Origin of the sequence: Delftia deserti (assembly GCF_042653485.1) — a bacterium.
In the GTDB taxonomy this organism is placed as follows: Bacteria; Pseudomonadota; Gammaproteobacteria; order Burkholderiales; family Burkholderiaceae_C; genus Comamonas; species Comamonas acidovorans.
Window position 1 is genome coordinate 5,625,522 of the sequence record NZ_JBHSIH010000001.1, and the last position, 20,339, is coordinate 5,645,860.

General features: G+C 67.0%; 23 protein-coding genes. 11 read left to right on the forward strand and 12 right to left on the reverse strand.

The features are described 5' to 3' along the window. Nucleotides 1–66: 66 nt before the first annotated feature. Nucleotides 67–873, reverse strand: coding sequence for a ferritin-like domain-containing protein (locus tag ACFPFG_RS26600; RefSeq protein WP_013801101.1), 807 nt, complete (start codon nucleotides 871–873; stop codon nucleotides 67–69). Between the two features lie 54 nt (nucleotides 874–927). Here ACFPFG_RS26600 and ACFPFG_RS26605 point away from each other — a divergent pair, with 54 nt between their 5' ends. Beyond that, entirely contained in the window at nucleotides 928–1,452 is a 525-nt protein-coding gene (locus ACFPFG_RS26605) for a gamma carbonic anhydrase family protein (RefSeq protein ID WP_012206911.1), read from the forward strand. A 35-nt stretch (nucleotides 1,453–1,487) separates the two neighbouring features. After that, nucleotides 1,488–2,480 carry an Hsp33 family molecular chaperone HslO gene (gene hslO / locus ACFPFG_RS26610; protein WP_183020913.1) on the forward strand — a complete coding sequence of 331 codons (993 nt, stop codon included), beginning with the start codon at nucleotides 1,488–1,490 and terminating at the stop codon, nucleotides 2,478–2,480. A 12-nt stretch (nucleotides 2,481–2,492) separates the two neighbouring features. On the opposite strand, the gene ACFPFG_RS26615 is transcribed toward hslO, so the two are convergent. The 6 genes from ACFPFG_RS26615 to ACFPFG_RS26640 form a co-directional block, all read right to left on the reverse strand. Further along, nucleotides 2,493–2,921 carry a hypothetical protein gene (locus tag ACFPFG_RS26615; protein ID WP_380108920.1) on the reverse strand — a complete coding sequence of 143 codons (429 nt, stop codon included), beginning with the start codon at nucleotides 2,919–2,921 and terminating at the stop codon, nucleotides 2,493–2,495. A gap of 175 nt (nucleotides 2,922–3,096) precedes the next feature. Continuing rightward, a complete protein-coding gene (gene ftsB, locus ACFPFG_RS26620; RefSeq protein ID WP_012206908.1) occupies nucleotides 3,097–3,375 on the reverse strand; it encodes a cell division protein FtsB in 279 nt (92 codons plus the stop codon). 65 nt (nucleotides 3,376–3,440) lie between these two features. Further along, nucleotides 3,441–4,727 carry a phosphopyruvate hydratase gene (gene eno, locus ACFPFG_RS26625; RefSeq protein ID WP_012206907.1) on the reverse strand — a complete coding sequence of 429 codons (1,287 nt, stop codon included), beginning with the start codon at nucleotides 4,725–4,727 and terminating at the stop codon, nucleotides 3,441–3,443. A gap of 234 nt (nucleotides 4,728–4,961) precedes the next feature. Then, the gene (locus ACFPFG_RS26630; RefSeq protein ID WP_183020911.1) at nucleotides 4,962–5,252 is read right to left on the reverse strand and encodes a DUF1330 domain-containing protein; all 291 of its coding nucleotides are present in this window, start codon (nucleotides 5,250–5,252) and stop codon (nucleotides 4,962–4,964) included. A 3-nt stretch (nucleotides 5,253–5,255) separates the two neighbouring features. After that, nucleotides 5,256–6,113: a 3-deoxy-8-phosphooctulonate synthase gene (gene kdsA, locus ACFPFG_RS26635; RefSeq protein WP_183020910.1), complete on the reverse strand. Its 858-nt coding sequence runs from the start codon at nucleotides 6,111–6,113 to the stop codon at nucleotides 5,256–5,258. Nucleotides 6,114–6,154: 41 nt separating this feature from the next. Then, the gene (locus ACFPFG_RS26640; protein WP_197955509.1) at nucleotides 6,155–7,813 is read right to left on the reverse strand and encodes a CTP synthase; all 1,659 of its coding nucleotides are present in this window, start codon (nucleotides 7,811–7,813) and stop codon (nucleotides 6,155–6,157) included. Nucleotides 7,814–7,915: 102 nt separating this feature from the next. On the opposite strand from ACFPFG_RS26640, the gene coaBC reads away from it, so the two are divergent. The 4 genes from coaBC (at nucleotide 7,916) to ACFPFG_RS26660 (ending at nucleotide 11,104) form a co-directional block, all read left to right on the forward strand. Then, nucleotides 7,916–9,139 (forward strand): bifunctional phosphopantothenoylcysteine decarboxylase/phosphopantothenate--cysteine ligase CoaBC, encoded by a 1,224-nt coding sequence (gene coaBC, locus ACFPFG_RS26645; protein ID WP_183020908.1) that lies wholly within the window; start codon nucleotides 7,916–7,918, stop codon nucleotides 9,137–9,139. A 17-nt stretch (nucleotides 9,140–9,156) separates the two neighbouring features. Then, the gene (locus ACFPFG_RS26650; RefSeq protein ID WP_197955511.1) at nucleotides 9,157–9,702 is read left to right on the forward strand and encodes a hypothetical protein; all 546 of its coding nucleotides are present in this window, start codon (nucleotides 9,157–9,159) and stop codon (nucleotides 9,700–9,702) included. A gap of 70 nt (nucleotides 9,703–9,772) precedes the next feature. After that, complete coding sequence (gene dut, locus ACFPFG_RS26655) at nucleotides 9,773–10,222, forward strand: dUTP diphosphatase (RefSeq protein ID WP_034396440.1); 450 nt, start codon at nucleotides 9,773–9,775, stop codon at nucleotides 10,220–10,222. A 66-nt stretch (nucleotides 10,223–10,288) separates the two neighbouring features. Continuing rightward, nucleotides 10,289–11,104, forward strand: coding sequence for a hypothetical protein (locus tag ACFPFG_RS26660; RefSeq protein ID WP_183020906.1), 816 nt, complete (start codon nucleotides 10,289–10,291; stop codon nucleotides 11,102–11,104). A 46-nt stretch (nucleotides 11,105–11,150) separates the two neighbouring features. On the opposite strand, the gene ACFPFG_RS26665 is transcribed toward ACFPFG_RS26660, so the two are convergent. Genes ACFPFG_RS26665 through ACFPFG_RS26675 form a run of 3 tightly spaced genes read right to left on the reverse strand, consistent with a single transcriptional unit; the run spans nucleotide 11,151 to nucleotide 13,579 of the window. Beyond that, complete coding sequence (locus ACFPFG_RS26665) at nucleotides 11,151–12,599, reverse strand: sensor histidine kinase (protein WP_312373080.1); 1,449 nt, start codon at nucleotides 12,597–12,599, stop codon at nucleotides 11,151–11,153. Then, nucleotides 12,596–13,267 carry a response regulator transcription factor gene (locus tag ACFPFG_RS26670; protein WP_012206898.1) on the reverse strand — a complete coding sequence of 224 codons (672 nt, stop codon included), beginning with the start codon at nucleotides 13,265–13,267 and terminating at the stop codon, nucleotides 12,596–12,598. The genes ACFPFG_RS26665 and ACFPFG_RS26670 overlap by 4 nt, the downstream gene beginning before the upstream one ends. Nucleotides 13,268–13,273: 6 nt before the next feature. Beyond that, the gene (locus tag ACFPFG_RS26675; protein WP_012206897.1) at nucleotides 13,274–13,579 is read right to left on the reverse strand and encodes a PepSY domain-containing protein; all 306 of its coding nucleotides are present in this window, start codon (nucleotides 13,577–13,579) and stop codon (nucleotides 13,274–13,276) included. A gap of 256 nt (nucleotides 13,580–13,835) precedes the next feature. On the opposite strand from ACFPFG_RS26675, the gene ACFPFG_RS26680 reads away from it, so the two are divergent. Together ACFPFG_RS26680 and ACFPFG_RS26685 are read left to right on the forward strand one after the other, a co-directional pair. After that, complete coding sequence (locus tag ACFPFG_RS26680; RefSeq protein WP_013801111.1) at nucleotides 13,836–14,216, forward strand: PepSY domain-containing protein; 381 nt, start codon at nucleotides 13,836–13,838, stop codon at nucleotides 14,214–14,216. A gap of 140 nt (nucleotides 14,217–14,356) precedes the next feature. Continuing rightward, nucleotides 14,357–14,911, forward strand: coding sequence for a glycine zipper 2TM domain-containing protein (locus ACFPFG_RS26685; protein WP_380108926.1), 555 nt, complete (start codon nucleotides 14,357–14,359; stop codon nucleotides 14,909–14,911). Nucleotides 14,912–14,978: 67 nt separating this feature from the next. Here ACFPFG_RS26685 and ACFPFG_RS26690 read toward each other — a convergent pair whose 3' ends face one another. Further along, entirely contained in the window at nucleotides 14,979–15,500 is a 522-nt protein-coding gene (locus tag ACFPFG_RS26690; RefSeq protein ID WP_012206894.1) for an FKBP-type peptidyl-prolyl cis-trans isomerase, read from the reverse strand. 151 nt (nucleotides 15,501–15,651) lie between these two features. After that, nucleotides 15,652–17,103 (reverse strand): aldehyde dehydrogenase, encoded by a 1,452-nt coding sequence (locus ACFPFG_RS26695; protein ID WP_183020902.1) that lies wholly within the window; start codon nucleotides 17,101–17,103, stop codon nucleotides 15,652–15,654. A 272-nt stretch (nucleotides 17,104–17,375) separates the two neighbouring features. Here ACFPFG_RS26695 and ACFPFG_RS26700 point away from each other — a divergent pair, with 272 nt between their 5' ends. From ACFPFG_RS26700 to ACFPFG_RS26710, 3 genes are all read left to right on the forward strand, one after another. Then, nucleotides 17,376–18,335, forward strand: a complete 960-nt coding sequence (locus tag ACFPFG_RS26700; RefSeq protein ID WP_380108928.1) for an AraC-like ligand-binding domain-containing protein — start codon at nucleotides 17,376–17,378, stop codon at nucleotides 18,333–18,335. A 103-nt stretch (nucleotides 18,336–18,438) separates the two neighbouring features. After that, a complete protein-coding gene (locus ACFPFG_RS26705; RefSeq protein WP_312373091.1) occupies nucleotides 18,439–19,569 on the forward strand; it encodes a cupin domain-containing protein in 1,131 nt (376 codons plus the stop codon). A gap of 387 nt (nucleotides 19,570–19,956) precedes the next feature. Beyond that, on the forward strand, nucleotides 19,957–20,241 hold the full coding sequence (locus ACFPFG_RS26710) for a hypothetical protein (protein ID WP_012206890.1): 285 nt from the start codon (nucleotides 19,957–19,959) through the stop codon (nucleotides 20,239–20,241). Nucleotides 20,242–20,339: the final 98 nt, after the last annotated feature.

Here is a 20,339-nt window from a genome sequence, read left to right on the forward strand (position 1 = left end):
TTTGTAAACCATTGTGTGGCCATGCGTACGGGCGGTGCCTGTCCGCGCGGCTGTGGCAGTCTTTCTTCAGACCTGCTGCAACCAGGCCAGTTCGGTATCGGTGAAGCCGGCCGCGCGGCGCGCGCGCTCGTTGAAGGGCGGGCGCAGGCGCGGTGCCTCGTAGCGTTGCGTCAGGTGCTGGTAGTGCGCCTCGGGCTCCAGGCCTTCCCGCTCGCACAGCCAGCGGTACCAGTGGTTGCCTATGGCCACGTGGCCCACTTCCTCGCGCAGGATGATGTCGAGGATGTCCACGGCCGCCAGCGCATCGGGCGCGCGCGTGTTGCGCAGCTTGTTCTGGATCTGGGGCGTGGCGTCCAGGCCCCGTGCCTCCAGCGTGCGTGGCACCAGGGCCATGCGGGCCACCACGTCATGCGCAGTCTTCTCGCACATGGTCCACAGACCCTGGTGGGCCGGGAAGTCGCCGTAGTCGTGGCCCAGGTGCGCGCGCAGATGCTCGCGCAGCAGGCGAAAGTGCTTGGCCTCCTCGGCAGCCACCTGCAGCCAGTCCAGGTAGTACTGCTGCGGCATGCCGTCAAAGCGCCAGACGGCATCCAGCGCCAGGTTGATGGCGTTGAACTCGATGTGGGCAATGGCGTGGATCAGCACGGCCCGTCCCTCGGGCGTGGCCGGCGAGCGCCTTGCAACGGCGGTGTGGTGGCGCAGCTCGGGCCGCAGCGGGCGGCCGGGCAGGTCCGGTGCGGGATCGGGCAGGGCCGGTGCCTGCGCTGCTATTGAATAAAGCGCCTGCCGTGCATACATGTCCAACGCGGCGGCGGCCTTTTCTTCGGGATCCGGGAGGCACAAAACCTCAAGGGCGCGGTGACGTAACTCCATCCCTACAATTCTAGGTTTCCTGCCATCACCAATAATTGACGGAGACAAAGACCCATGGCGATTTATGAACTGGATGGAGTGGCCCCTGAAGTGGCAGCATCGGCCTGGGTGGCCGACAGCGCCGAGGTCATGGGCAATGTGCAGCTGGCCGAAGACGCCAGCATCTGGTTCGGCGCCGTGCTGCGCGGCGACTGCGAGAGCATTTCCATCGGCGAGGGAAGCAACATCCAGGACGCCAGCGTGCTGCATGCCGACCTGGGCAAGCCGCTGGTCGTGGGGCGCCATGTGACCGTGGGCCACCAGGTCATGCTGCATGGCTGCACCATCGGCGACGAATCGCTGATCGGCATCGGTGCCGTGGTGCTCAACGGCGCGAAGATCGGCAGGAACTGCCTGGTCGGCGCAGGTGCCCTCATCACCGAGGGCAAGGAGTTTCCCGATGGCTCGATGATCATCGGCAGCCCGGCCAAGGCCGTGCGCCAATTGACGCCCGAGCAGATCGAAGGCTTGCGCCGCAGCGCCCAACACTATGTCGATAATGCGCGCCGGTTCAAGACCGGGCTGCGCAAGCTGGGCTGAGCGAGGCCCGGCACTTTTTTACGGAATCCATCAGCGTGTCTGAACTGCATAAATTCATCTTCGAAGGCCTGCCCGTGCGCGGCTCCATCGTCCGCCTCACCGACGCCTGGCAGGAAATCCTGCAACGCCGCGCGGACAACGGCGAGACCGGCGCCTACCCCGCCGCCGTGCGCGAACTGCTGGGAGAAATGGCGGCTGCGGGCGTGCTCATGCAGTCCAACATCAAGTTCAACGGCGCCCTGGTCTTCCAGGTCATGGGCGATGGCCCGGTCAAGCTGGCCGTGGCCGAGGTGCAGTCCGACTTCGGACTGCGCGCCACCGCCACCCTGATCGGGGAGGCTCCCGAAGGCGCCACGCTGGAGCAATTGCTCAATGTGAACGGTGGTGGCCGCTGCGCCATCACGCTGGATCCCAAGGGTCGCCAGCCGGGCCAGCAGCCCTACCAGGGCGTGGTGCCGCTGCAGGACGCGCAAGGCCGCAGGTTCTCCAGGCTGTCGGACGCACTGCAGCACTACATGCTGCAGTCCGAGCAGCTGGACACCGTGCTGGTGCTGGCCGCCAATGACCAGCTGGCCGCCGGCCTGCTGATCCAGCGCATGCCGGTCAAGGGGGAAGCCAACCTTGCCTCCGCCACCGAAAGCGAGCAGTCGGGCCAGGATGCCATCGGCCTGAACGAGGACTACAACCGCATCGCCATGCTGGCCGCCAGCCTGACGCGCGACGAACTGCTCACGCTCGACGTGGAAACCATCCTGCGGCGCCTGTTCTGGGAAGAAAAGCTGATGCGCTTCGTCCCCCAGCAGGACGAAGAGCGCCCGCGCTTTGCCTGCACCTGCAGCCGTGAGCGTGTGGGCGCCATGCTGGTTTCGCTCGGCATTGAAGAGGTGGACAGCATCCTGGAGGAGCGCGGCAATATCGAGGTGGGCTGCGACTTCTGCGGCAAGCAGTACGAGTTCGATCCCATCGATGCAGCCCAGCTGTTCACCGAGGCCGGCAAGCAGCCGCCGACCTCGACGAACGTCCAGTAAATACGCTCGGAGTCAGTCCCGCCCGCTGCGCAGCGCATCGAACAAGCGCCGCTCGCAGTCGGGGTCGCTGCATTGTTCGCAGCCGTAGGGGCGAAGGCGGGCGCTGCGTTGCACGGGGCTTGCGGGCAGCCAGGACCAGTCCAGTTGCGGGGCCCTGAGCCTGAGCGAATCTGCCAGCTGCTGCCATTGCCGGGCGGTATTGCCGTAGAGCACCACATAGTCGCGTGACTGGCTTTGCAGCTGGTCGCGCCAATGCTGGAGCTGTGCGGCAGGACCATCGCTGACTCCTTCGTGCTCAGGTACGGGGGCTCTCCAATCCAGTCCCAGCAGGTAGACGGCCCCATGTTCCGGCAGAGGCTGCCCCGGCTCGGCCGCCAGGCATTGCCAGTCGGCAGGAGGTGTTCCGTGGTGCCGCCAGGCCTGGCGCAGTGCATGGGCCATGGAAAGCGCGAGCGCGGGCGGAGATCCCAGAAGAATCACCGGGGGCGGGGGCAAGCGGTCTGTGTCCAAGTACCTGTCTCGGCTTGCGCGCAGGCCCGGGTGAGGGGCGCAGGCGCCTTGTTGCAAAAGCACAAGGCCGGCATGTAGCCGGCCTTGATGCAGAAAATCCCAACCTTCAGCGCCTCACGATCTGCACGAAGATCTCGTTGGGCTTGACCATGCCCAGCTCGCTGCGGGCCTTTTCCTCGACCATGGCCAGGCCGTCCTTGAGGTCGTTGACCTCGGAGGCCAGGCGGTCGTTCTCGGCCTTTTCCAGCGCGTTGGCCACGTTCTGGTCATGGATCTGCTGCTGCAGTTCCTTGACATAGGCCACGCTGCCATGGCCCAGCCACAGCTGTGCATGCACGGCAGCGAGCAGGGCGAGCAGGACGAGAGGTACGACGCGATTGACCATGGGAGCGGACGTGGCTGAAAGGAAAAAGGCTTGCCGGCCGGATGGCTTGCAAGCCTAACGCTTTTTCAGCGCAGGTTGTAGAACGCCTCGCGGCCAGGGTAGTGGGCGATGTCGCCCAGGTCTTCCTCGATGCGCAGCAGCTGGTTGTACTTGGCGATGCGGTCAGAGCGGCTCAGCGAGCCGGTCTTGATCTGGCCGGCGTTGGTGCCCACCGAGATGTCGGCGATCGTCGAGTCTTCGGTTTCGCCCGAGCGGTGCGAGATCACGGCCGTGTAGCCCGCGCGCTTGGCCATTTCGATGGCGGCAAAGGTTTCGGTCAGCGTGCCGATCTGGTTGATCTTGATCAGGATGGAGTTGGCGATCTTCTTGTCGATGCCTTCCTTCAGGATCTTGGTGTTGGTGACGAACAGGTCGTCGCCCACCAGCTGGACCTTGGCGGCCAGGCGGTCGGTCAGGATCTTCCAGCCATCCCAGTCGCCTTCGGCCATGCCGTCCTCGATGGAGATGATGGGGTACTTGTCGCACCAGCCGGCCAGCATGTCGGTCCACTGGGTGGCGGTCAGCGTCAGGTTGCCTTCACCGGCCAGCACGTACATGCCGTCCTTGTAGAACTCGCTGGCGGCGCAGTCCAGGCCCAGGGCGATCTGTTCGCCGGCCTTGTAGCCTGCGTTTTCGATGGCCTGCAGGATCAGCTGGATGGCGGCTTCGTGGTTTTCCACGGAAGGCGCGAAACCGCCTTCGTCGCCCACGGCCGTGCTCATGCCCTTGTCATGGATGATCTTCTTGAGCGCGTGGAAGACTTCGGCGCCCCAGCGCACGGCTTCGCGGAACGAAGGCGCGCCCACGGGGATGATCATGAATTCCTGCAGGTCCAGGCTGTTGTTGGCGTGCGCGCCGCCGTTGATGACGTTCATCATCGGCACGGGAAGCTGCATGCCGCCCATGCCGCCCAGGTAGCGGTACAGCGGCAGGCCGGCCTCTTCGGCGGCGGCGCGGGCCACGGCCATGGAGACGGCCAGCATGGCATTGGCGCCCAGGCGGCCCTTGTTGTCGGTGCCGTCCAGGTCGATCAGGGTCTTGTCCAGGAAGGCCTGCTCGGAGGCATCCAGGCCCAGCACGGCTTCCGAGATCTCGGTGTTGATGTGCTCGACGGCCTTGAGCACGCCCTTGCCCAGGTAGCGGCTCTTGTCGCCGTCGCGCAGCTCGATGGCTTCGCGCGAACCGGTGGACGCACCCGAAGGCACGGCGGCGCGGCCCATCACGCCCGATTCCAGCAGCACGTCGCACTCGACGGTGGGGTTGCCGCGGCTGTCCAGCACTTCGCGGCCTACGATGTCAACGATTGCACTCATGGCATTTCCTTTGCGGTTTTTGAAATCGGTGTGCAGGCGGGTTCCGGTGAGGTTGCGCCCTGGTGCTTGCCGGGCAAGCGGTGTGGGTGGTCGGTGGCGTGGCGGGCTGCCGCGCCACCGGGCACAGCCATGCTCCGCGGCGCAGTATCTGCGATCGGGCGGCGGCTATTGTGCACAAATTGGTTGTATGGCTTTGTATGCGCTGCGCTCTTGACGGGCCGGGATGGCTGGCCGTCAGACGCCCTCCACGCAGACCATGCGCATGATGGACGCGCCTTCGCGGGCCTCGCGTGCACGCAGGTACTCGGGCGTGTCGTAGAAGGCCCGGGCGGCCTCGAAGCTGGGGAACTTGAGGATCACGGTGCGGCCGGGATTCCAGTCGCCTTCCAGCACTTCGACCTTGCCGCCGCGCACGCAGACTTCGGCGCCATGCACGCGCATGGCCTCGGTGCTCCACTTGCGGTATTCCTCGTACTGCTCGGACTTGGTGACGGTGACGGACGCGATGATGTAGCCGCTGGCCATGGGTCAGACTCCAAAGTCGTTTTCGAGGAAGCCGTTGCGCTTGGTCACGTCGTCGAGCGCGACCAGGGTTTCGAGCAGGGCCTTCATGTGCTTGAGCGGCACGGCGTTGGGGCCGTCGCTGAGAGCGCAGGGAGGGTTGGGATGGGTTTCCATGAACAGGCCCGCCACGCCCACGGCCACGGCCGCGCGCGAGAGCACGGGAACCATCTCGCGCATGCCGCCGCTGCTGGTGCCGTTGCCGCCGGGCAGTTGCACGCTGTGGGTGGCATCGAAGACGACGGGCGCGCCAGTCTCGCGCATGATGGACAGGCTGCGCATGTCCGAGACCAGGTTGTTGTAGCCGAAGCTGGCGCCGCGCTCGCAGGCCATGAAGCTGTCCTCGGGCAGGCCGGCTTCCCTTGCGGCCGCACGGGCCTTGTCGATGACATTCTTCATGTCATGCGGGGCCAGGAACTGGCCCTTCTTGATGTTCACCGGCCGGCCCGACTGGGCGACGGCGCGGATGAAGTCGGTCTGGCGGCACAGGAAGGCCGGCGTCTGCAGCACGTCCACGACCTGGGACACGGCCGGGATTTCGGACTCGGTGTGCACGTCGGTCAGGATGGGGACCTGCAGGTCCTTCTTCACCTTGGCCAGGATCTCCAGGCCCTTGTCCATGCCCGGGCCGCGGAAGCTGGCGCCCGAGCTGCGGTTGGCCTTGTCGTAGCTGCTCTTGAAGATGAAGTGGATGCCCAGGGCCGCCGTGATTTCCTTGAGCTGCCCCGCCACGTCCATCTGCAGCTGTTCGGACTCGACGACGCAGGGGCCTGCAATGAGAAAGAAGCGCCGGTCGAGGCCGACGTCGAAGCCGCAGAGTTTCATGGTGGGGATTCCTTGGGAAATGGTGGGCGGCGTTGCGGGGCTCAGGACTTGCGCGGTGCCTTCTGGCGCTCGATCGCAGCCTTCACGAAGGCATTGAACAGAGGGTGGCCGCTCCACGGCGTGGACTTGAACTCGGGGTGGAACTGCACGCCGATGTACCAGGGGTGAACTTGCTGGGGCAGCTCGACGATCTCGGTCAGCTGCTCGCGCTGGGTCAGCGCCGAGATCACCAGGCCCGCTTCGCGCAGCTGGTCCAGGTACTGGACGTTGGCTTCATAGCGGTGGCGATGGCGCTCGGTGACCACATCACCGTAGATGCTGTGTGCCAGCGTGCCGGCCTGCACGTCGGAGGACTGCGCGCCCAGGCGCATGGTGCCGCCCAGGTCGGAGTTCTCGTCGCGGGTCTTGACCGTGCCGTCGGCGTCCTTCCACTCGGTGATCAGGGCGATCACGGGGTTGGCGGACTTGGGGTCGAACTCGGTGGAGTTGGCGCCTTCGAGGCCGGCCACGTGGCGGGCGTATTCGATGGTGGCCACCTGCATGCCCAGGCAGATGCCCAGGTAGGGCACCTTGTTCTCGCGGGCGAAGCGGGCGGTGGAGATCTTGCCTTCCACGCCGCGCGAGCCGAAGCCGCCTGGCACGAGGATGGCGTCGTACTGCGAGAGCTTGTCGCGCGCATTGGCGTCGCTGATGGTCTCGGAATCGACGTGGGTGATCTTCACTGCCACATGGCTTTGCATGCCGGCGTGCTTGAGTGCCTCGTTGACGGACTTGTAGGCGTCCGACAGCTCGACGTACTTGCCGACCATGGCGATCTTGACCTCGCCCTGCGGGTGCTCGGTCTCGTGGACCAGGTCATCCCAGCGCTTGAGGTTGGTGGGCGGCGTGTTCAGGCGCAGCTTGTCGCAGATCAGGCCGTCCAGGCCCTGCTCGTGCAGCATGCGGGGCACCTTGTAGATGGTGTCCACGTCCCACATGGAGATCACGCCCCACTCGGGAACGTTGGTGAACAGCGAGATCTTTTCCTTCTCCTCTTCCGGCACCTGGTGCTGCGCACGGCACAGCAGGGCGTCGGGCTGGATGCCGATCTCGCGCAGCTTCTGCACGGTGTGCTGCGTGGGCTTGGTCTTGAGCTCGCCCGCCGTGGCAATCCAGGGCAGGTAGGTCAGGTGCACGAAGGCCGTGTTGTTGGGCCCCTGCTTGAGGGCCAGCTGGCGCACGGCTTCGAGGAAGGGCAGGGACTCGATATCGCCCACCGTGCCGCCGACCTCGCAGATGGCGACATCGACGGCGTCAGGCGTGCCCAGGCCGGCGCCGCGCTTGATGTATTCCTGGATTTCGTTGGTCACGTGCGGGATCACCTGCACGGTCTTGCCCAGGTAGTCGCCGCGGCGCTCTTTTTCCAGAACGCTCTGGTAGATGCGGCCGGTGGTGAAGTTGTTGGACTGCTTCATGCGCGTTTCGATGAAACGCTCGTAGTGGCCAAGGTCCAGATCGGTCTCGGCGCCATCATCGGTCACGAACACTTCACCGTGCTGGAAGGGCGACATGGTGCCCGGGTCCACGTTGATGTAGGGATCCAGCTTGATGAGGGTGACTTTGAGGCCGCGCGATTCGAGGATCGCAGCAAGGGAGGCTGAGGCGATTCCCTTGCCCAGGGAAGACACCACACCGCCTGTGACGAAGACAAATTTGGTCATGTCTTTTATTGGTGGTGGTAAAGCAGGATTATAGATGCGCCGCCGAATTCGCCGCGCCGCGCGGGGCTGCTCGGATGCTCCGGCTCTGCTAAATTGCGCGCCATGACTGAAGTGTTCGCAGGTAAACATCTGGTGCTCGGCCTCTCCGGAGGCGTGGCTTGTTACAAATCTGCCCAGCTGGTGCGCCTGCTGGTGCAGGCCGGGGCCACCGTGCAGGTGGTGATGACCGAGGCGGCAGAGCAGTTCATCACGCCGGTGACCATGCAGGCGCTGTCGGGCCGTCCGGTCTATGGCTCGCAGTGGGACGCACGCGAGCCCAACAACATGCCCCACATCAACCTCAGTCGCGAGGCCGACGCCATGCTGATCGCGCCCTGCAGCGCCGACTTCATCGCACGCCTGGTGCAGGGCCGCTCCGACGAGCTGCTGAGCCTGATGTGCCTGGCGCGTCCCATGGACCGCGTGCCCCTGTTGCTGGCGCCTGCCATGAACCGCGAGATGTGGGCGCACCCGGCCACGCAGCGCAACCTGGCGCAGGTGGCGGCCGACGGTGCGCTGGTGCTGGGCGTGGGAACGGGCGACCAGGCCTGTGGCGAGGTGGGCGACGGCCGCATGCTGGAGCCCGAGGAAATCATGGAGGAGCTGGCTGCCTTCTTCACGCCCCGGCTGCTGCAGGGCCGCCAGGTGCTGGTCACGGCGGGCCCGACCTTCGAGGCCATCGACCCCGTGCGCGGCATCACCAACCATTCCAGCGGAAAGATGGGCTTTGCCATTGCGCGCGCCGCACGCGAGGCGGGCGCCCAGGTGACCCTGGTGGCCGGACCCGTGCACCTGCGCACGCCGCGCGGCGTGCAGCGCATCGACGTGCAATCGGCGCAGCAGATGTTCGATGCCGTGCAGCAGCAACTGCCCCAGGCTGGCGTGTTCATCGCCACGGCGGCCGTGGCCGACTGGCGCCCGGCCACGGCGTCGGACCAGAAGATCAAGAAGGACGGCTCGGGCCAGACGCCCACGCTGACCTTCGTCGAGAACCCCGACATCCTGGCGGCAGCCGCGCAGTCCGAGCCCGCACGCAGCGGCCGGCTGTACTGCGTGGGCTTTGCCGCCGAAAGCCATGACCTGCTGCAGCACGCTAGCGCCAAGCGCCTGCGCAAGCAGGTGCCGCTGCTGGTGGGCAACATCGGCCCCGCGACCTTTGGGCGGGATGACAATGCCCTGCTGCTGATCGACGAGGCTGGCACCATGGAGCTGCCGCACGCCTCCAAGTCCCTGCTGGCGCGCCAGCTGGTGGCCGAGATCGCCCGGCGCCTGCCGCCCGTCCGCTGACACCACCGAAGGCCCGCATGTCACAGAACACCTATGAAGGCCCCCGCCACGGCGACTATGTGCGCTATGTGGATGAGCTGCTGCGCGCCAGCCCCCTGTATCGCTCTGCGGCCCACGGCTGGATGGTGCAGGGACGCAGCGATTTCACCGATGCGGTGGCCACGCCGGGCGCGCAGTCCCAGTCCGTGGTCGAGCGCGTGCGCGAGCAGGTGCAGGCTGCGGCCGAGAAGGCGCGCATCGCCGCGCAGCAGGCTTCGGTGCCCGCCTTGCCGGGACGCCAGCCGTCTGCAGGCGACAGGCATGGCGACAGGAACGGCGATAGAAATGGTGGCAGGGCCGATCGCGGCCGGCAGGCGGCGCGGGCACAGCAAGCCCAGGCCTCCTCCGCCGCCAAGGCTGTCAAGAAGACGGTCTTCAAGATAGGTCCGGGCCAGTTGCTGGGCATCGTGATCGGCCTGATCCTGGCCGTGGTGATTCCGGGCATCGGCCCCTTCATCCTGCTGCTCACCATCATCAATGCCATCGTCAAAGGCTTTCGCAGCGGGCTCAAGTCGTCCGGGTGACGGCGCGGGGCACAATGCGCGCTTTGCTTTTCAAGAGAGCCTGCCGTGAGGCGCTCCCCAGATTGTTTCCATGAACGTTGATATCAAGATCCTTGACGCGCGCCTGCGCGAGAACATGCCCGCCTACGCCACGCCGGGAAGCGCGGGCCTGGACCTGCGCGCCTGCATCGATGCGCCGCTGACGCTGGAGCCCGGCCAATGGCAACTGGTGCCCACGGGCATGGCCATGTACCTCAAGGACCCCGGCTACGCCGCCATGATCCTGCCGCGCTCGGGCATGGGCCACAAGCACGGCATCGTGCTGGGCAACCTGGTCGGGCTGATCGACAGCGACTACCAGGGCCAGCTCATGGTCAGCGCCTGGAACCGCTCGACCACGGCCTTCACGCTGCAGCCCATGGACCGTCTGGCCCAGCTGATCATCGTGCCCGTGGTGCAGCCCAGCTTCAATGTGGTCGAGGAGTTCGAGTCGGCTTCCGAGCGCGGCGCGGGCGGCTACGGCTCTACCGGCAAGCAATAAGGCTTTCCGCCAGACATCATCGCCCGCAGCCGCGCTGCCCGGGCATCGCTCCAGGGAGGAATCCGCATGGCCAGGCCATCCCGGCGCACGCGCCACCGCCCATCCGCGTCATGGACGCGCGTGATGCTGACGCAGGAAGACCGCATGCGCCGTCGCCTGCAGCAGCGCCACTGGCTGCGCCTGCATGCGGCACTGACGGGCGGGTTGAGCCTGGCCGGCATGTCGCTGTTGAGCCTGGGCCTGCTGCACGCGGGCATGCACAGCATGGCGCTGCGCTATGGCGTGGCCCTGGCCTGCGGCTATCTGCTGTACCTGCTGCTGCTGCGCCTGTGGGCCGAATGCATGCTGCGCCGCGACTGGGATGTGCCGGATGTCACGCCCGACGGCAGTGGTTCTTCACCGGCCCGCACGCCGGAGGCTGGCGGATTCGACAGCGGGCAGGGCGGTTCTTATGGCGGCGGTGGCTCCAGCGGCAGCTGGGACGATGGCGGTGCCATGTCCGAGGCCGCTTCCTCGGCGTCGCAAGGCTTTGACGTGCCTGGCATCGATGGGCTGGACGACGGCGCCGTCGTCCTGGTCCCGGTGCTGCTGGTGTTCGCGGCGCTGCTGGTCGCGGTCACGGGCGCAGGCTCGCTGCTGTGGCTGGTCTTTGGCGCCGACCTGTTCCTGGCCGTGGCGGTGGAGGTGGCCTTTGCGCTGCTGATGGCGCGCACGCTCTATGTGGTGGAGCGCGAAGGCTGGCTGCTGGCCGCGCTGCGCCTGAGCTGGAAGCCGGTGCTGGGCGCACTGGTGGCCGCCGTGGCGCTTGGCGCACTGGGCGACTGGCTGTTTCCCCAGGCAGATACCCTGGTGCAGGTGCTGCGCGCGCTGAGAGGACACTGAGAGGGCACTGGGAGGGCACTGAGCCGCCGCTGCGCGGCTCCTGCCGTCACGCCTGTCTTTTTGCCCCCGGCAGGCGCAGCTGCATGCGCAGGCCGCCCAGCGGCGAGCGGCTGGCCGCGATGCTGCCGCCATAGGTTTGCACCAGGTCACGCACGATATCCAGGCCCAGGCCTGCGCCGGGCCTGCGTTCGTCCAGGCGCTCGCCGCGCTCGAAGATGCGGCCAAGGTCGGCGTCTTCGATGCCGGGGCCGTCATCGTCCACCGTCAGCAGCAAGGGGCAGCCGGCCTGATCGTGCTCCAGGCCCTGGACTTCCAGGCTCACGGCCTGGGCCGCCCACTTGCCGGCGTTGTCCAGCAGGTTGCCCAGGATTTCCATCAGGTCCTGGCCATCGCCCAGAAAGTCCCAAGGCTGCGCATCGCCCTTCAGCGCGAAGCGGATGCCGCGGCCGGCGTGCAACCGCTCCATGGTGCGCACCAGCGAGGCCAGCGGCGGCTCCAGCGGCGTGCGCAGGCCCGTGGCCTGGCGGGCCGCAGCGCGGGCGCGTGCCAGATGGTGGTCCACCTGGCGGCTGGCGCTTGCCACCTGCTCGCGCACCAGTTCGGCCAGCGCCCCGCCTTCCTGCGCGGCGGCGTTGCCGAGGATGGACAGCGGCGTGTTCACCGCATGGGCCAGGTTGCCGGCCTGCGTGCGCGCGCGCTGCACCATGTCGGCGTTCACATCCAGCACATGGTTGAATTCCTGCACCAGGGGGCGCAGTTCCTGCGGAAACCGGCCTTCGAGGCGTGGCGTTGCCCCCTTGCGCACGTCGGACAGGCCCTTGCGCAGCAACTGCAGCGGCCGCAGCGCCAGGCGCAGCTGCAGCACCACGGCCAGCACCAGCCCGGCCGCCAGCGTGCCCAGTGCGGCGATCAGCATGGTGGTGAAGCGCTGCATGGGCTCGGCCAGCAGGGCGCTGTCGGCCGCAACGATCAGGCGCAACGGCGGCGCGTCGGCTTCGGGCAATTGCAGGGGGCGTGCCACGGCCACGAGCTGGTGGCCCTGGCCATCGGGCAGCATGCCGGTGTTCAGCGCCGTGTCCTCGTGGTGCTCATCCGGGCGGCCGGCATCGGCGCGGAACTGGTGCCAGTCCAGCGTCTGGTCCCACAGCGAACGAGAGCGCAGCAAGCCGGCCTTCTCGGGCGGACCCGCGCCATCGCTCACCTGGTCGATCTGCCAGTACAGGCCCGACAGCGGCTGCGCCAGGCGCGGATCGCCCACGGCCAGTCCGACTTCGATGCGCCCTCCGGGCAGGCTGTTGACGGCTGCGCTGAGCTGGTCGAGCTGCAGCACCAGCTGCGCCTGCAACTGCTGCGCGATGTGGTCGCGGAACAGGCCGCGCAGCCCCCAGCCGGCCAGCAGCACGGCCGCCAGCACCCAGGCCAGCGTGCCGGCCAGCAGGCGCAGGCGCAGCGAATCGCCAAGCCGGGATACCTGTCTTTCCTGTGGTGCGTTCATGCCGCGGGCGCGCCTTCCACCAGCCGGTAGCCCAGTCCGCGCACGGTCTCTATGCTGCCGGCCGGCAGCTTCTTGCGCAGGCGGCCGACGAAGACCTCGATGGTGTTGGAGTCGCGGTCGCTGTCCTGCGGGTAGATGTGTTCTGACAGTTCGGTGCGCGATATCACCTGGCCCACGCGCTGCATCAGCAGGGCCAGCACCTTGAATTCATGGCTGGTGAGCGTGAGCGGCTGGCCGGCGACGCTCACGCGGGCATGGCGCGAGTCCAGCACGATGGGGCCGCATTGCCACTGGGCGCTGGCGTGCGGGCTGAGCCGGCGCAGCAGGGCGCGCAGGCGGGCCATCAGCTCTTCCATGTGGAAGGGCTTGGCCAGGTAGTCGTCGGCGCCGGCATCCATGCCGGCCACCTTCTCATGCCAGGCGCCGCGCGCCGTGAGGATCATCACCGGCATGACCCGGCCCTGCGCGCGCCAGGCACGCAGCACGGTGAGCCCGTCGCGCACGGGCAGGCCCAGGTCCAGCACGGCGGCGTCGAATTCCTCGACCTCGCCCAGGTACTGGGCCGTTGCGCCGTCCGCGGCCGTCTCCACCGTATGGCCTGCCTGCTGCAAGGCCTGTACCAGTTGCCCGCAGAGCGTGGGCTCGTCTTCCACCACGAGGATTCGCATCTGCGTCTAGTCCTTGCGCTTGAAGCTCAGCACCTTGCCATCGCGCGCATCGATCTTGAGCTTGGCCACGCGGCCGCCCGATTGCAGCAACCGGATCTCGTAGATGAAGCGGCCGTCGTCATGCTCGAACTCGACCTTGATGACCTGGCCCTGGTAGTCGCGCTCGACCTGGTCGAGCACGGTGCGCAGCGGCAGCACGCGGCCTTGCTGCAGGGCCTGGCGCGCGAGTTCATGGTCGCTGTCGCCGGCGTCCGAGGGCGTGGTCCAGGAGGCCAGGGCCGCCGCCATCAGCAGCAGTGCGGCCAGCAGCATCCAGGACCTGCGAGGAATGGAGAAGGATGGAGTGGGCATGGAAAACTTTATAGCCCAGCGTGGATGAACCTCGGATGAACGGCTGCTTCAGCTTGCGTTCATGGCCTGCATCGAACAATGGCTGCACGCCGTCGCAATCCACCGGAAACGAAGGCGCAGCAGCCGGCAGATGCGGCCTTTTCAAATGCATCGCCAGCCCAATCGCCGACCCGATCGCCGACCCGATCGCCGACCTTCACATGCCAAGGAGAACCTCATGCCTTCCATCCGACAACTGATTTCCCGCGCTGCACGCCATGGCCTGACGGGCCTGGGCATTGTTCTGATCGCCACTGCCGGGCTGGTCGCCCAGGTGCAGGCCCAGGCCGCCGCCACGGGCGGGCCTTCCGTGACCGTACAGGCCGGCGAGGCCGTGGCCACCACGGTGGCCTCCGTGCGCGGCGCCTTCCAGGGGCCGGGCCTGAGCATCCGCGAAATCTTCGAGCGCATGGAGGTCCTGGGCTACCGCGACCTGCGCGAGATCGAGTGGGAGGACGGCCTCTACCAGGTCAAGGGCCAGACCGGCGACGGCCGCCCTGTGAAGCTCTACGTCGATGGCAACAACGGCAACGTGCTCAGCATCCGCGCACGCAATTGAGGCCGGGCGGGCAGGCTGATTTTTGTCAGCAAGTGTTCTGTCCGGTCGGCAGGCATGCGGCCTGGGACGTTGAAGCGGTATGCAGCCGCCGGCCGGTGGCTGCCCTTGATCGATCCACGGACAGTACACAGGAGATTCTCATGCCTTCCATTCATCGCTTGAGCGCCATGGGCGCCGGCTGCATTGCCGCGCTGCTGCTCAGCGCCTGCGCGGGCTACCCCCAGCAGGGCGGATACCCGGGTGGTGGCTATCCAGCCGGGGGCTATCCGACCAGCGGCTACCCCAGCGGTGGCTATCCCAACGGCGGCCAGCCCGGCACGGCTTACCCGGGCGGCGGCTATGCGCAGCAGGGGCGCGTGACCAATGTGCAACTGGTGCAGATCCAGCAGCCCAGCGGCATTGGCGGCTCGGGCATAGGCGCCGGGGCCGTGGTGGGCGGCGTGGTCGGCGGGGTGCTGGGCCGCCAGGTGGGCAAGGGCAGTGGGCGCGACATCGCCACCATTGCGGGCGTGGTGGGCGGTGCCATGGCGGGCAATGCCATCGAGAAGAACACCGGCCCTGGCGACCTGCGCGATGTCTACCGCGTCACCGTGCAGTTGAACGACGGCAGCACGCGCGTGTTCGACTACCAGAACAATCCGCAGCTGCGCATAGGCGAGAGCGTGCGCGTGGACAACAACCAGCTGATTCGCTGAGTACCAGGCTCGCTCCATGCAAAAGGGCTCCCCGCAGGGAGCCCTTTGCCATTTCAGCGCGGCAATTTCAGTGCAGCGTGTCGTTGCCCGGTGCCATGGGCTGGATGCGGAAGAAGCCGGTGCCGGCCGAGCCGCGGCCGATTTCCTCCTCGGTGGCTTCGCGCACGCCTTCGACCTTCAGGTGCAGGCGCAGCGCAATGCCGGCCAGCGGGTGGTTGCCGTCCAGCACCACATGCTCGGGATAGATTTCCGTGACGGTGTAGAGCAGGTCAGGCTGCACGGCGCTGCAGCCCTTGGGCAGGGCGCTGGCTTCGAAGCTCATGCCTTCCTCCAGCTCGGCCGGGAACAGGGCGCGCGGCTCCAGGAAGATCAGGCTTTCGTTGTAGTCGCCAAAGGCTTCCTCGGGCTCCAGGTGCAGGTCCAGGGTCTTGCCCTGGCCGTGGCCCTGCAGGGCTTCCTCGATGCGCTTGAGCAGATCGTCGCCGCCGACCAGGAACTCCACGGGCTCGTCGAGCACGTCCAGTTCCTCGCCCAGGGTGTCCTTGAGGGTCCAGGTCAGAGCGACCACGCATTGTTCTGTGATTTCCATGGTGTGCAGCTTGTGCGGCCCATGCCGCGGTGGGGAAAAGAAAGACCGCCGCGCGCGCCCGTGTTTGACGAAGGCGTGCCGGCGGCCGCGTTGGCGCGATTTTCCCACGGCTGCCCGGCTGCTGCGCAGGCCGGGCGGCGAGTCCTGCCGATCAGAACGGATAGTGGCGGGGCGCGGTCTGCATGGTGATCCAGCGCGTCTCGGTGAAGGCATCGATGCCTGCCTGGCCGCCGAAGTGGCCGTAGCCCGAGTTTTTCACGCCGCCAAAGGGCATCTGTGCCTCGTCATGCACGGTGGGGCCGTTGATGTGGCAGATGCCGGCCTCGATGCGCGCGGCCACGCGCCAGCCGCGTGCGGTGTCGCGGGTGTAGACGGACGAGGACAGGCCGAATTCGTTGTCATTGGCCATGGCGATGGCCTGCTCCTCGCCGCGCACGCGCACGATGGCCTTGACGGGGGCGAAGGTTTCCTCGCGGAAGATGTCCATCTCGGGCGTGACGCCGTCGATCAGCGTGGCCGCCATCAGGGTGTTGGTGGCCTTGCCGCCGCACAGCAGTTTTGCGCCCTTGGCCAGCGCGTCGTCGATCAGGCGGTTGGCGCGTTCCACGGTGGCCATATCCACCACCGAGCCCAGCACCACGGGGCCCTTGCGCGGATCGCCCAGCGGCAGCGAGGTGGCGCGGGCCACCAGCTTGTCCAGGAAATCGCCGGCCACGGACTCGTCCACGATGATGCGTTCGGTGGACATGCAGATCTGGCCCGAGTTGGCGAAGGCGCCGAAAGTGCAGCCGGCCACGGCGGCGTCGATGTCGGCATCGTCCAGCACCACGAAGGGCGCCTTGCCGCCCAGCTCCAGGATGGCGGGCTTGAGGTACTTGGCGCAGGTCTGGCCGAGGATGCGGCCCACGCGCGTGGATCCGGTGAAGTTCACGCGGCGCACGGCCGGGTGGGCCACCATGGCTTCGACCACGGCGCCCGCATCTTCGGGCGCATTGGTCACGAAGTTGACCACGCCGGGCGGCAGGCCGCCTTCCTGCAGGGCCTCGATGATCAGGCCGTGCGTGGCGGGGCACAGCTCGGAGCCCTTGAGCACCACGGTGTTGCCGCAGGCCAGCGGCGTCGCAATGGCGCGCACGGCCAGGATGACGGGTGCATTCCAGGGCGCAATGCCCAGCACCACGCCGGCGGGCTGGCGCACGGCCATGGCCAGGCTGCCGGGCACGTCCGAGGGAATGATCTGGCCATTGATCTGGGTGGTCAGCGATGCGGCCTCCAGGAACATGTTGGCGGCCAGGTGCACGTTGAAGCCGGCCCAGATGCCCGAGGCGCCCGTCTCGGCGGCCATGGCGGCGGCAAAGGCCTCGGTCTTGGCTTCCAGCGCCTGCGATGCCTTCATCAGCATCTGGCGGCGTTCGGTCGGACCCAGCGCGGCCCAGGCGGGGAAGGCCTTTTGCGCGGCCTCGACGGCGCGCACGGCATCTTCGGGCGTGGCGGCCGGGGCGCGCGTGGCCACCGATCCGTCCAGCGGATTGCGGCGCTCGAAGGTGGCGCCGTTGCCGGCCTGTGCGGCCTGGCCTGCGATAAGCATGGTTTGTTCGATCATGACTGTCTCCTTGGTATGCGGTTGTGGCGTTGGCATTGGCAATGGCGTTGGCGCCGCCGGGCGTGCCGGTCATCGTAGAAGCAGGTGCTGGCGCAGGCAGCCCGCTGCGCGCACAAAGCGCATGACGGATCGTGCACAGGCTCCGGGGTTTACCCTTGTCCTGGCTGTCCGCGGGGAAAGCCATGGGGCGCGATGGGCCTGCACTTTCCCATAATCACGTCCATGGCCGCACACAGATCCTTCACCCGTGCGGCAAGCAGGAGAAACCGCACATGACCGATGCCATGGTGTTGAGCACCGACGGACTGCCGCCCGGCGAGACGGCGTCGGCCTGGCATGCCTGGATGTCGCGCCTGTTTGCGGGCCTGGACACCGATGTCTATGGCGATCGCCTGTTCGAAGGCCATGTGCGCGTGGCCAATGCCGGCGATGTGGTGCTGACCCGGCTGGAGGCGGGCCGCCACCGCGTCATGCGCAGCATGCAGGGCCTGCGCGCCCATGAGTCCCCCTATCTGAAGATCGTCGCGCCCTGGGAGGGCGTGGCCAGCGTGCGCCAGCACAACCGCGAGGCCAGCGTGCGCAAGGGCAGCTGGGTGATCTATGACACGGCGCAGGAGTACGAGGTCACCAACCCCGAATGGTCCGAACACCTCATCGTGATGCTGCCGCGCCAGGCCATCGTGGAGCGGGGCATCCGGCTGGAAGGGCTGATGGGGCGCAACGTGGGCGGCAGCTCGGGCATTGCCCGCATCGCGCTGGAGACCATGCGCAGCACCTACCAGGAGTTGCCCGGCATGGCGCCTCATCTGGCGCGCCGCGCGGGCGAGCTGCTGGTGGACATGGTCCATCTGTCGCTGCAGGAGCTGGCCGGGCAGAGCACGGCAGGCACGCAGCAGCTGGCGCTGCAGGACCGCATCCGCGCCCATGTGGCGGCCCATCTGCGCGATCCGTGCCTGTCGGTGGAGTCCGTGGCCGCCGCGCTCAACTGCAGCAAGCGTCATCTGCACAATGCCTTTGTGGACAGCCAGACCAGCCTGGGTGCCTTCATACAGCACAGCCGCCTGGAGCTGTGCATGCGCGAGTTGCTGCAGCCCGCCCAGGCGCAGCGCACCATCACCGAGGTCGCCATGGATTGCGGCTTTGGCAGCAGCGCCCATTTCAGTCGCGCCTTCAAGGCCTATACGGGCCTGTCGCCCTCGGATTTCAGGGCCATGCGCAAGCCGGCCGGCTGACCGCGACGAAGCCATTGCGGGGCAGCTTGCGCTGGCGCCAGGACAGGGCAATGGCCGCATAGGACAATGCCGCCCTGTCTCTTCGCTCACTTCGGACCATTTCATGGACACCAACACACCGCTTGCCCTGCTGGGCGGGCTTACCGCTTCCCAATTCATGCGCCGCCACTGGCACAAGAAGCCCTTGCTGGTGCGCCAGGCGATCCCGGGCTTCAAGCCCCTGATTCCCCGCGCCAGGCTGCTGGCCATGGCAGGCGAGGACGGTGTGGAGTCGCGCCTGATCCAGCAGCACGACGGTGGCAGCTGGAAGCTCAGCCACGGCCCGCTGTCGCGCCGCAGCCTGCCCTCACTGCAAAAGCCCGGCTGGACCGTGCTCGTGCAGGGCGTGGACCTGCACGACGACGGCGTGCACCAGCTCATGCAGCAGTTCCGCTTCGTGCCCGAGGCGCGTCTGGACGATCTGATGATCAGCTTTGCCACCGACCAGGGCGGCGTGGGCCCGCATTTCGACAGCTACGATGTCTTCCTGCTGCAGGCGCATGGTCGCCGGCGCTGGCGCATCGGCCGGCAGAAGGACCTGTCGCTGCAGCCCGATGTGCCGCTGAAGGTGCTCTCGAATTTCGAGCCGGAAGAGGAATTCGTGCTTGAGCCCGGCGACATGCTCTACCTGCCGCCCAAGTGGGCCCATGACGGCATTGCCGAGGGCGAATGCATGACCTACTCCATCGGCTTTCGCTCGCCCGCGCGCGACGAACTGGCCCGCGAGCTGCTGCTGCGCATGTCCGACGAGCCCGATGAACCCGAAGCGCCCGTGGTCTACCGCGATCCCGACCAGCCCGCCGTCGAGGCCCCGGGCGAGATTCCGTCGAGCCTGCACGACTTCGCGCGCAAGGCGCTGGAGCGCGCGCTGGCCGAGCCGCTGGCGCTGGAGCGCGCGCTGGGCGAGTACATGACCGAGCCCAAGGCCAATGTCTGGTTCGAGCACGGCGAGGAACACGGCATGTTCGAGAGCGTGGTCCTGGACCGCCGCACGCGCATGATGTATGACGCAAAACACATCTTCATCAACGGCGAAAGCTATCTGGCCGGTGGCCGAGATGCCACCCTGATGCGCAGGCTGGCTGATACGCGGGCCCTGTCACGCGCCGATCTGGCCAAGGCCAGCGATGACGCGCTGGAGCTGCTGTCCTCCTGGTTCGATGCCGGCTGGGTGCGAGGCGGGCCGCTGTCCTGAACCGGGTAGACGCTGTGGCGCAGTCATGCTAAGTTCGGGCATTCACCGTTGACAGCGTTCTGCTGATTCATGGCGGACTCCGATAGATTTGTAAAGAATTGTCTTGGGTCCGTCAGTAAATTGACAGCAACCTGGTTTTGTTACACAGTGGACGCCAAGGCAGTTTCTTGCTGCCCCATTCGGACTTGGCAAGAGGATTTGTGCGGAATTGTTCAGGGGTTGTCAGTTTCAGTCAGCCTCGGGAAAACCTCCCTATAATCCGCTCCAAGTCGAATGAATGTGTTTGACGTGGCCTGGCCGCCGCGTACCGGTTGCCTGCATCCGGTGGCGCAAGTGGCGGGGCCCCTCCTGTGTACTGTCTTCTTACCTACTCTCTAGGAAACTGTGATGAAGAACTCTCTGATCCTGGCTACCGTGATCGCTGCTGCAGCTCTGGCCGCTTGCGGCAAGAAGGAAGAGGCTCCGGCCCCCGCTCCCGCACCCGCCGTTGAAGCTCCCGCACCGGCAGCTCCCGCGCCTGCAGAAGCTCCCGCTGCTCCCGCCGCCGACGCAGCCGCTCCCGCAGCGCCTGCCGCCGACGCTGCAGCACCTGCTCCCGCTGCTGACGCTGCCGCTGCAGACGCCGCCAAGGCTGCTGCCGACGCTGCCGCCAAGGAAGCCACCAAGCAGTAATTCGGCCCTCGCCGATGGAAGAGGTTTCGGCCTCTGCCGCGAAAGAACCGCATCCTTCGGGTTGCGGTTTTTTTTCGTCTTCGCCTTGCTTTTGTCCT

Excerpts from the sequence above, each read along its gene's own strand:
- ACFPFG_RS26600 (WP_013801101.1), bottom strand. The coding sequence starts at position 873 with ATGGAGTTACGTCACCGCGCCCTTGAGGTTTTGTGCCTCCCGGATCCC.
- ACFPFG_RS26605 (WP_012206911.1), top strand. The coding sequence starts at position 928 with ATGGCGATTTATGAACTGGATGGAGTGGCCCCTGAAGTGGCAGCATCG.
- ACFPFG_RS26615 (WP_380108920.1), bottom strand. The coding sequence starts at position 2,921 with ATGGCCCATGCACTGCGCCAGGCCTGGCGGCACCACGGAACACCTCCT.
- ftsB (WP_012206908.1), bottom strand. The coding sequence starts at position 3,375 with ATGGTCAATCGCGTCGTACCTCTCGTCCTGCTCGCCCTGCTCGCTGCC.
- eno (WP_012206907.1), bottom strand. The coding sequence starts at position 4,727 with ATGAGTGCAATCGTTGACATCGTAGGCCGCGAAGTGCTGGACAGCCGC.
- ACFPFG_RS26630 (WP_183020911.1), bottom strand. The coding sequence starts at position 5,252 with ATGGCCAGCGGCTACATCATCGCGTCCGTCACCGTCACCAAGTCCGAG.
- kdsA (WP_183020910.1), bottom strand. The coding sequence starts at position 6,113 with ATGAAACTCTGCGGCTTCGACGTCGGCCTCGACCGGCGCTTCTTTCTC.
- ACFPFG_RS26640 (WP_197955509.1), bottom strand. The coding sequence starts at position 7,813 with ATGACCAAATTTGTCTTCGTCACAGGCGGTGTGGTGTCTTCCCTGGGC.
- coaBC (WP_183020908.1), top strand. The coding sequence starts at position 7,916 with ATGACTGAAGTGTTCGCAGGTAAACATCTGGTGCTCGGCCTCTCCGGA.
- ACFPFG_RS26650 (WP_197955511.1), top strand. The coding sequence starts at position 9,157 with ATGTCACAGAACACCTATGAAGGCCCCCGCCACGGCGACTATGTGCGC.
- dut (WP_034396440.1), top strand. The coding sequence starts at position 9,773 with ATGAACGTTGATATCAAGATCCTTGACGCGCGCCTGCGCGAGAACATG.
- ACFPFG_RS26660 (WP_183020906.1), top strand. The coding sequence starts at position 10,289 with ATGGCCAGGCCATCCCGGCGCACGCGCCACCGCCCATCCGCGTCATGG.
- ACFPFG_RS26665 (WP_312373080.1), bottom strand. The coding sequence starts at position 12,599 with ATGAACGCACCACAGGAAAGACAGGTATCCCGGCTTGGCGATTCGCTG.
- ACFPFG_RS26670 (WP_012206898.1), bottom strand. The coding sequence starts at position 13,267 with ATGCGAATCCTCGTGGTGGAAGACGAGCCCACGCTCTGCGGGCAACTG.
- ACFPFG_RS26675 (WP_012206897.1), bottom strand. The coding sequence starts at position 13,579 with ATGCTGCTGGCCGCACTGCTGCTGATGGCGGCGGCCCTGGCCTCCTGG.
- ACFPFG_RS26680 (WP_013801111.1), top strand. The coding sequence starts at position 13,836 with ATGCCTTCCATCCGACAACTGATTTCCCGCGCTGCACGCCATGGCCTG.
- ACFPFG_RS26685 (WP_380108926.1), top strand. The coding sequence starts at position 14,357 with ATGCCTTCCATTCATCGCTTGAGCGCCATGGGCGCCGGCTGCATTGCC.
- ACFPFG_RS26690 (WP_012206894.1), bottom strand. The coding sequence starts at position 15,500 with ATGGAAATCACAGAACAATGCGTGGTCGCTCTGACCTGGACCCTCAAG.
- ACFPFG_RS26695 (WP_183020902.1), bottom strand. The coding sequence starts at position 17,103 with ATGATCGAACAAACCATGCTTATCGCAGGCCAGGCCGCACAGGCCGGC.
- ACFPFG_RS26700 (WP_380108928.1), top strand. The coding sequence starts at position 17,376 with ATGACCGATGCCATGGTGTTGAGCACCGACGGACTGCCGCCCGGCGAG.
- ACFPFG_RS26705 (WP_312373091.1), top strand. The coding sequence starts at position 18,439 with ATGGACACCAACACACCGCTTGCCCTGCTGGGCGGGCTTACCGCTTCC.
- ACFPFG_RS26710 (WP_012206890.1), top strand. The coding sequence starts at position 19,957 with ATGAAGAACTCTCTGATCCTGGCTACCGTGATCGCTGCTGCAGCTCTG.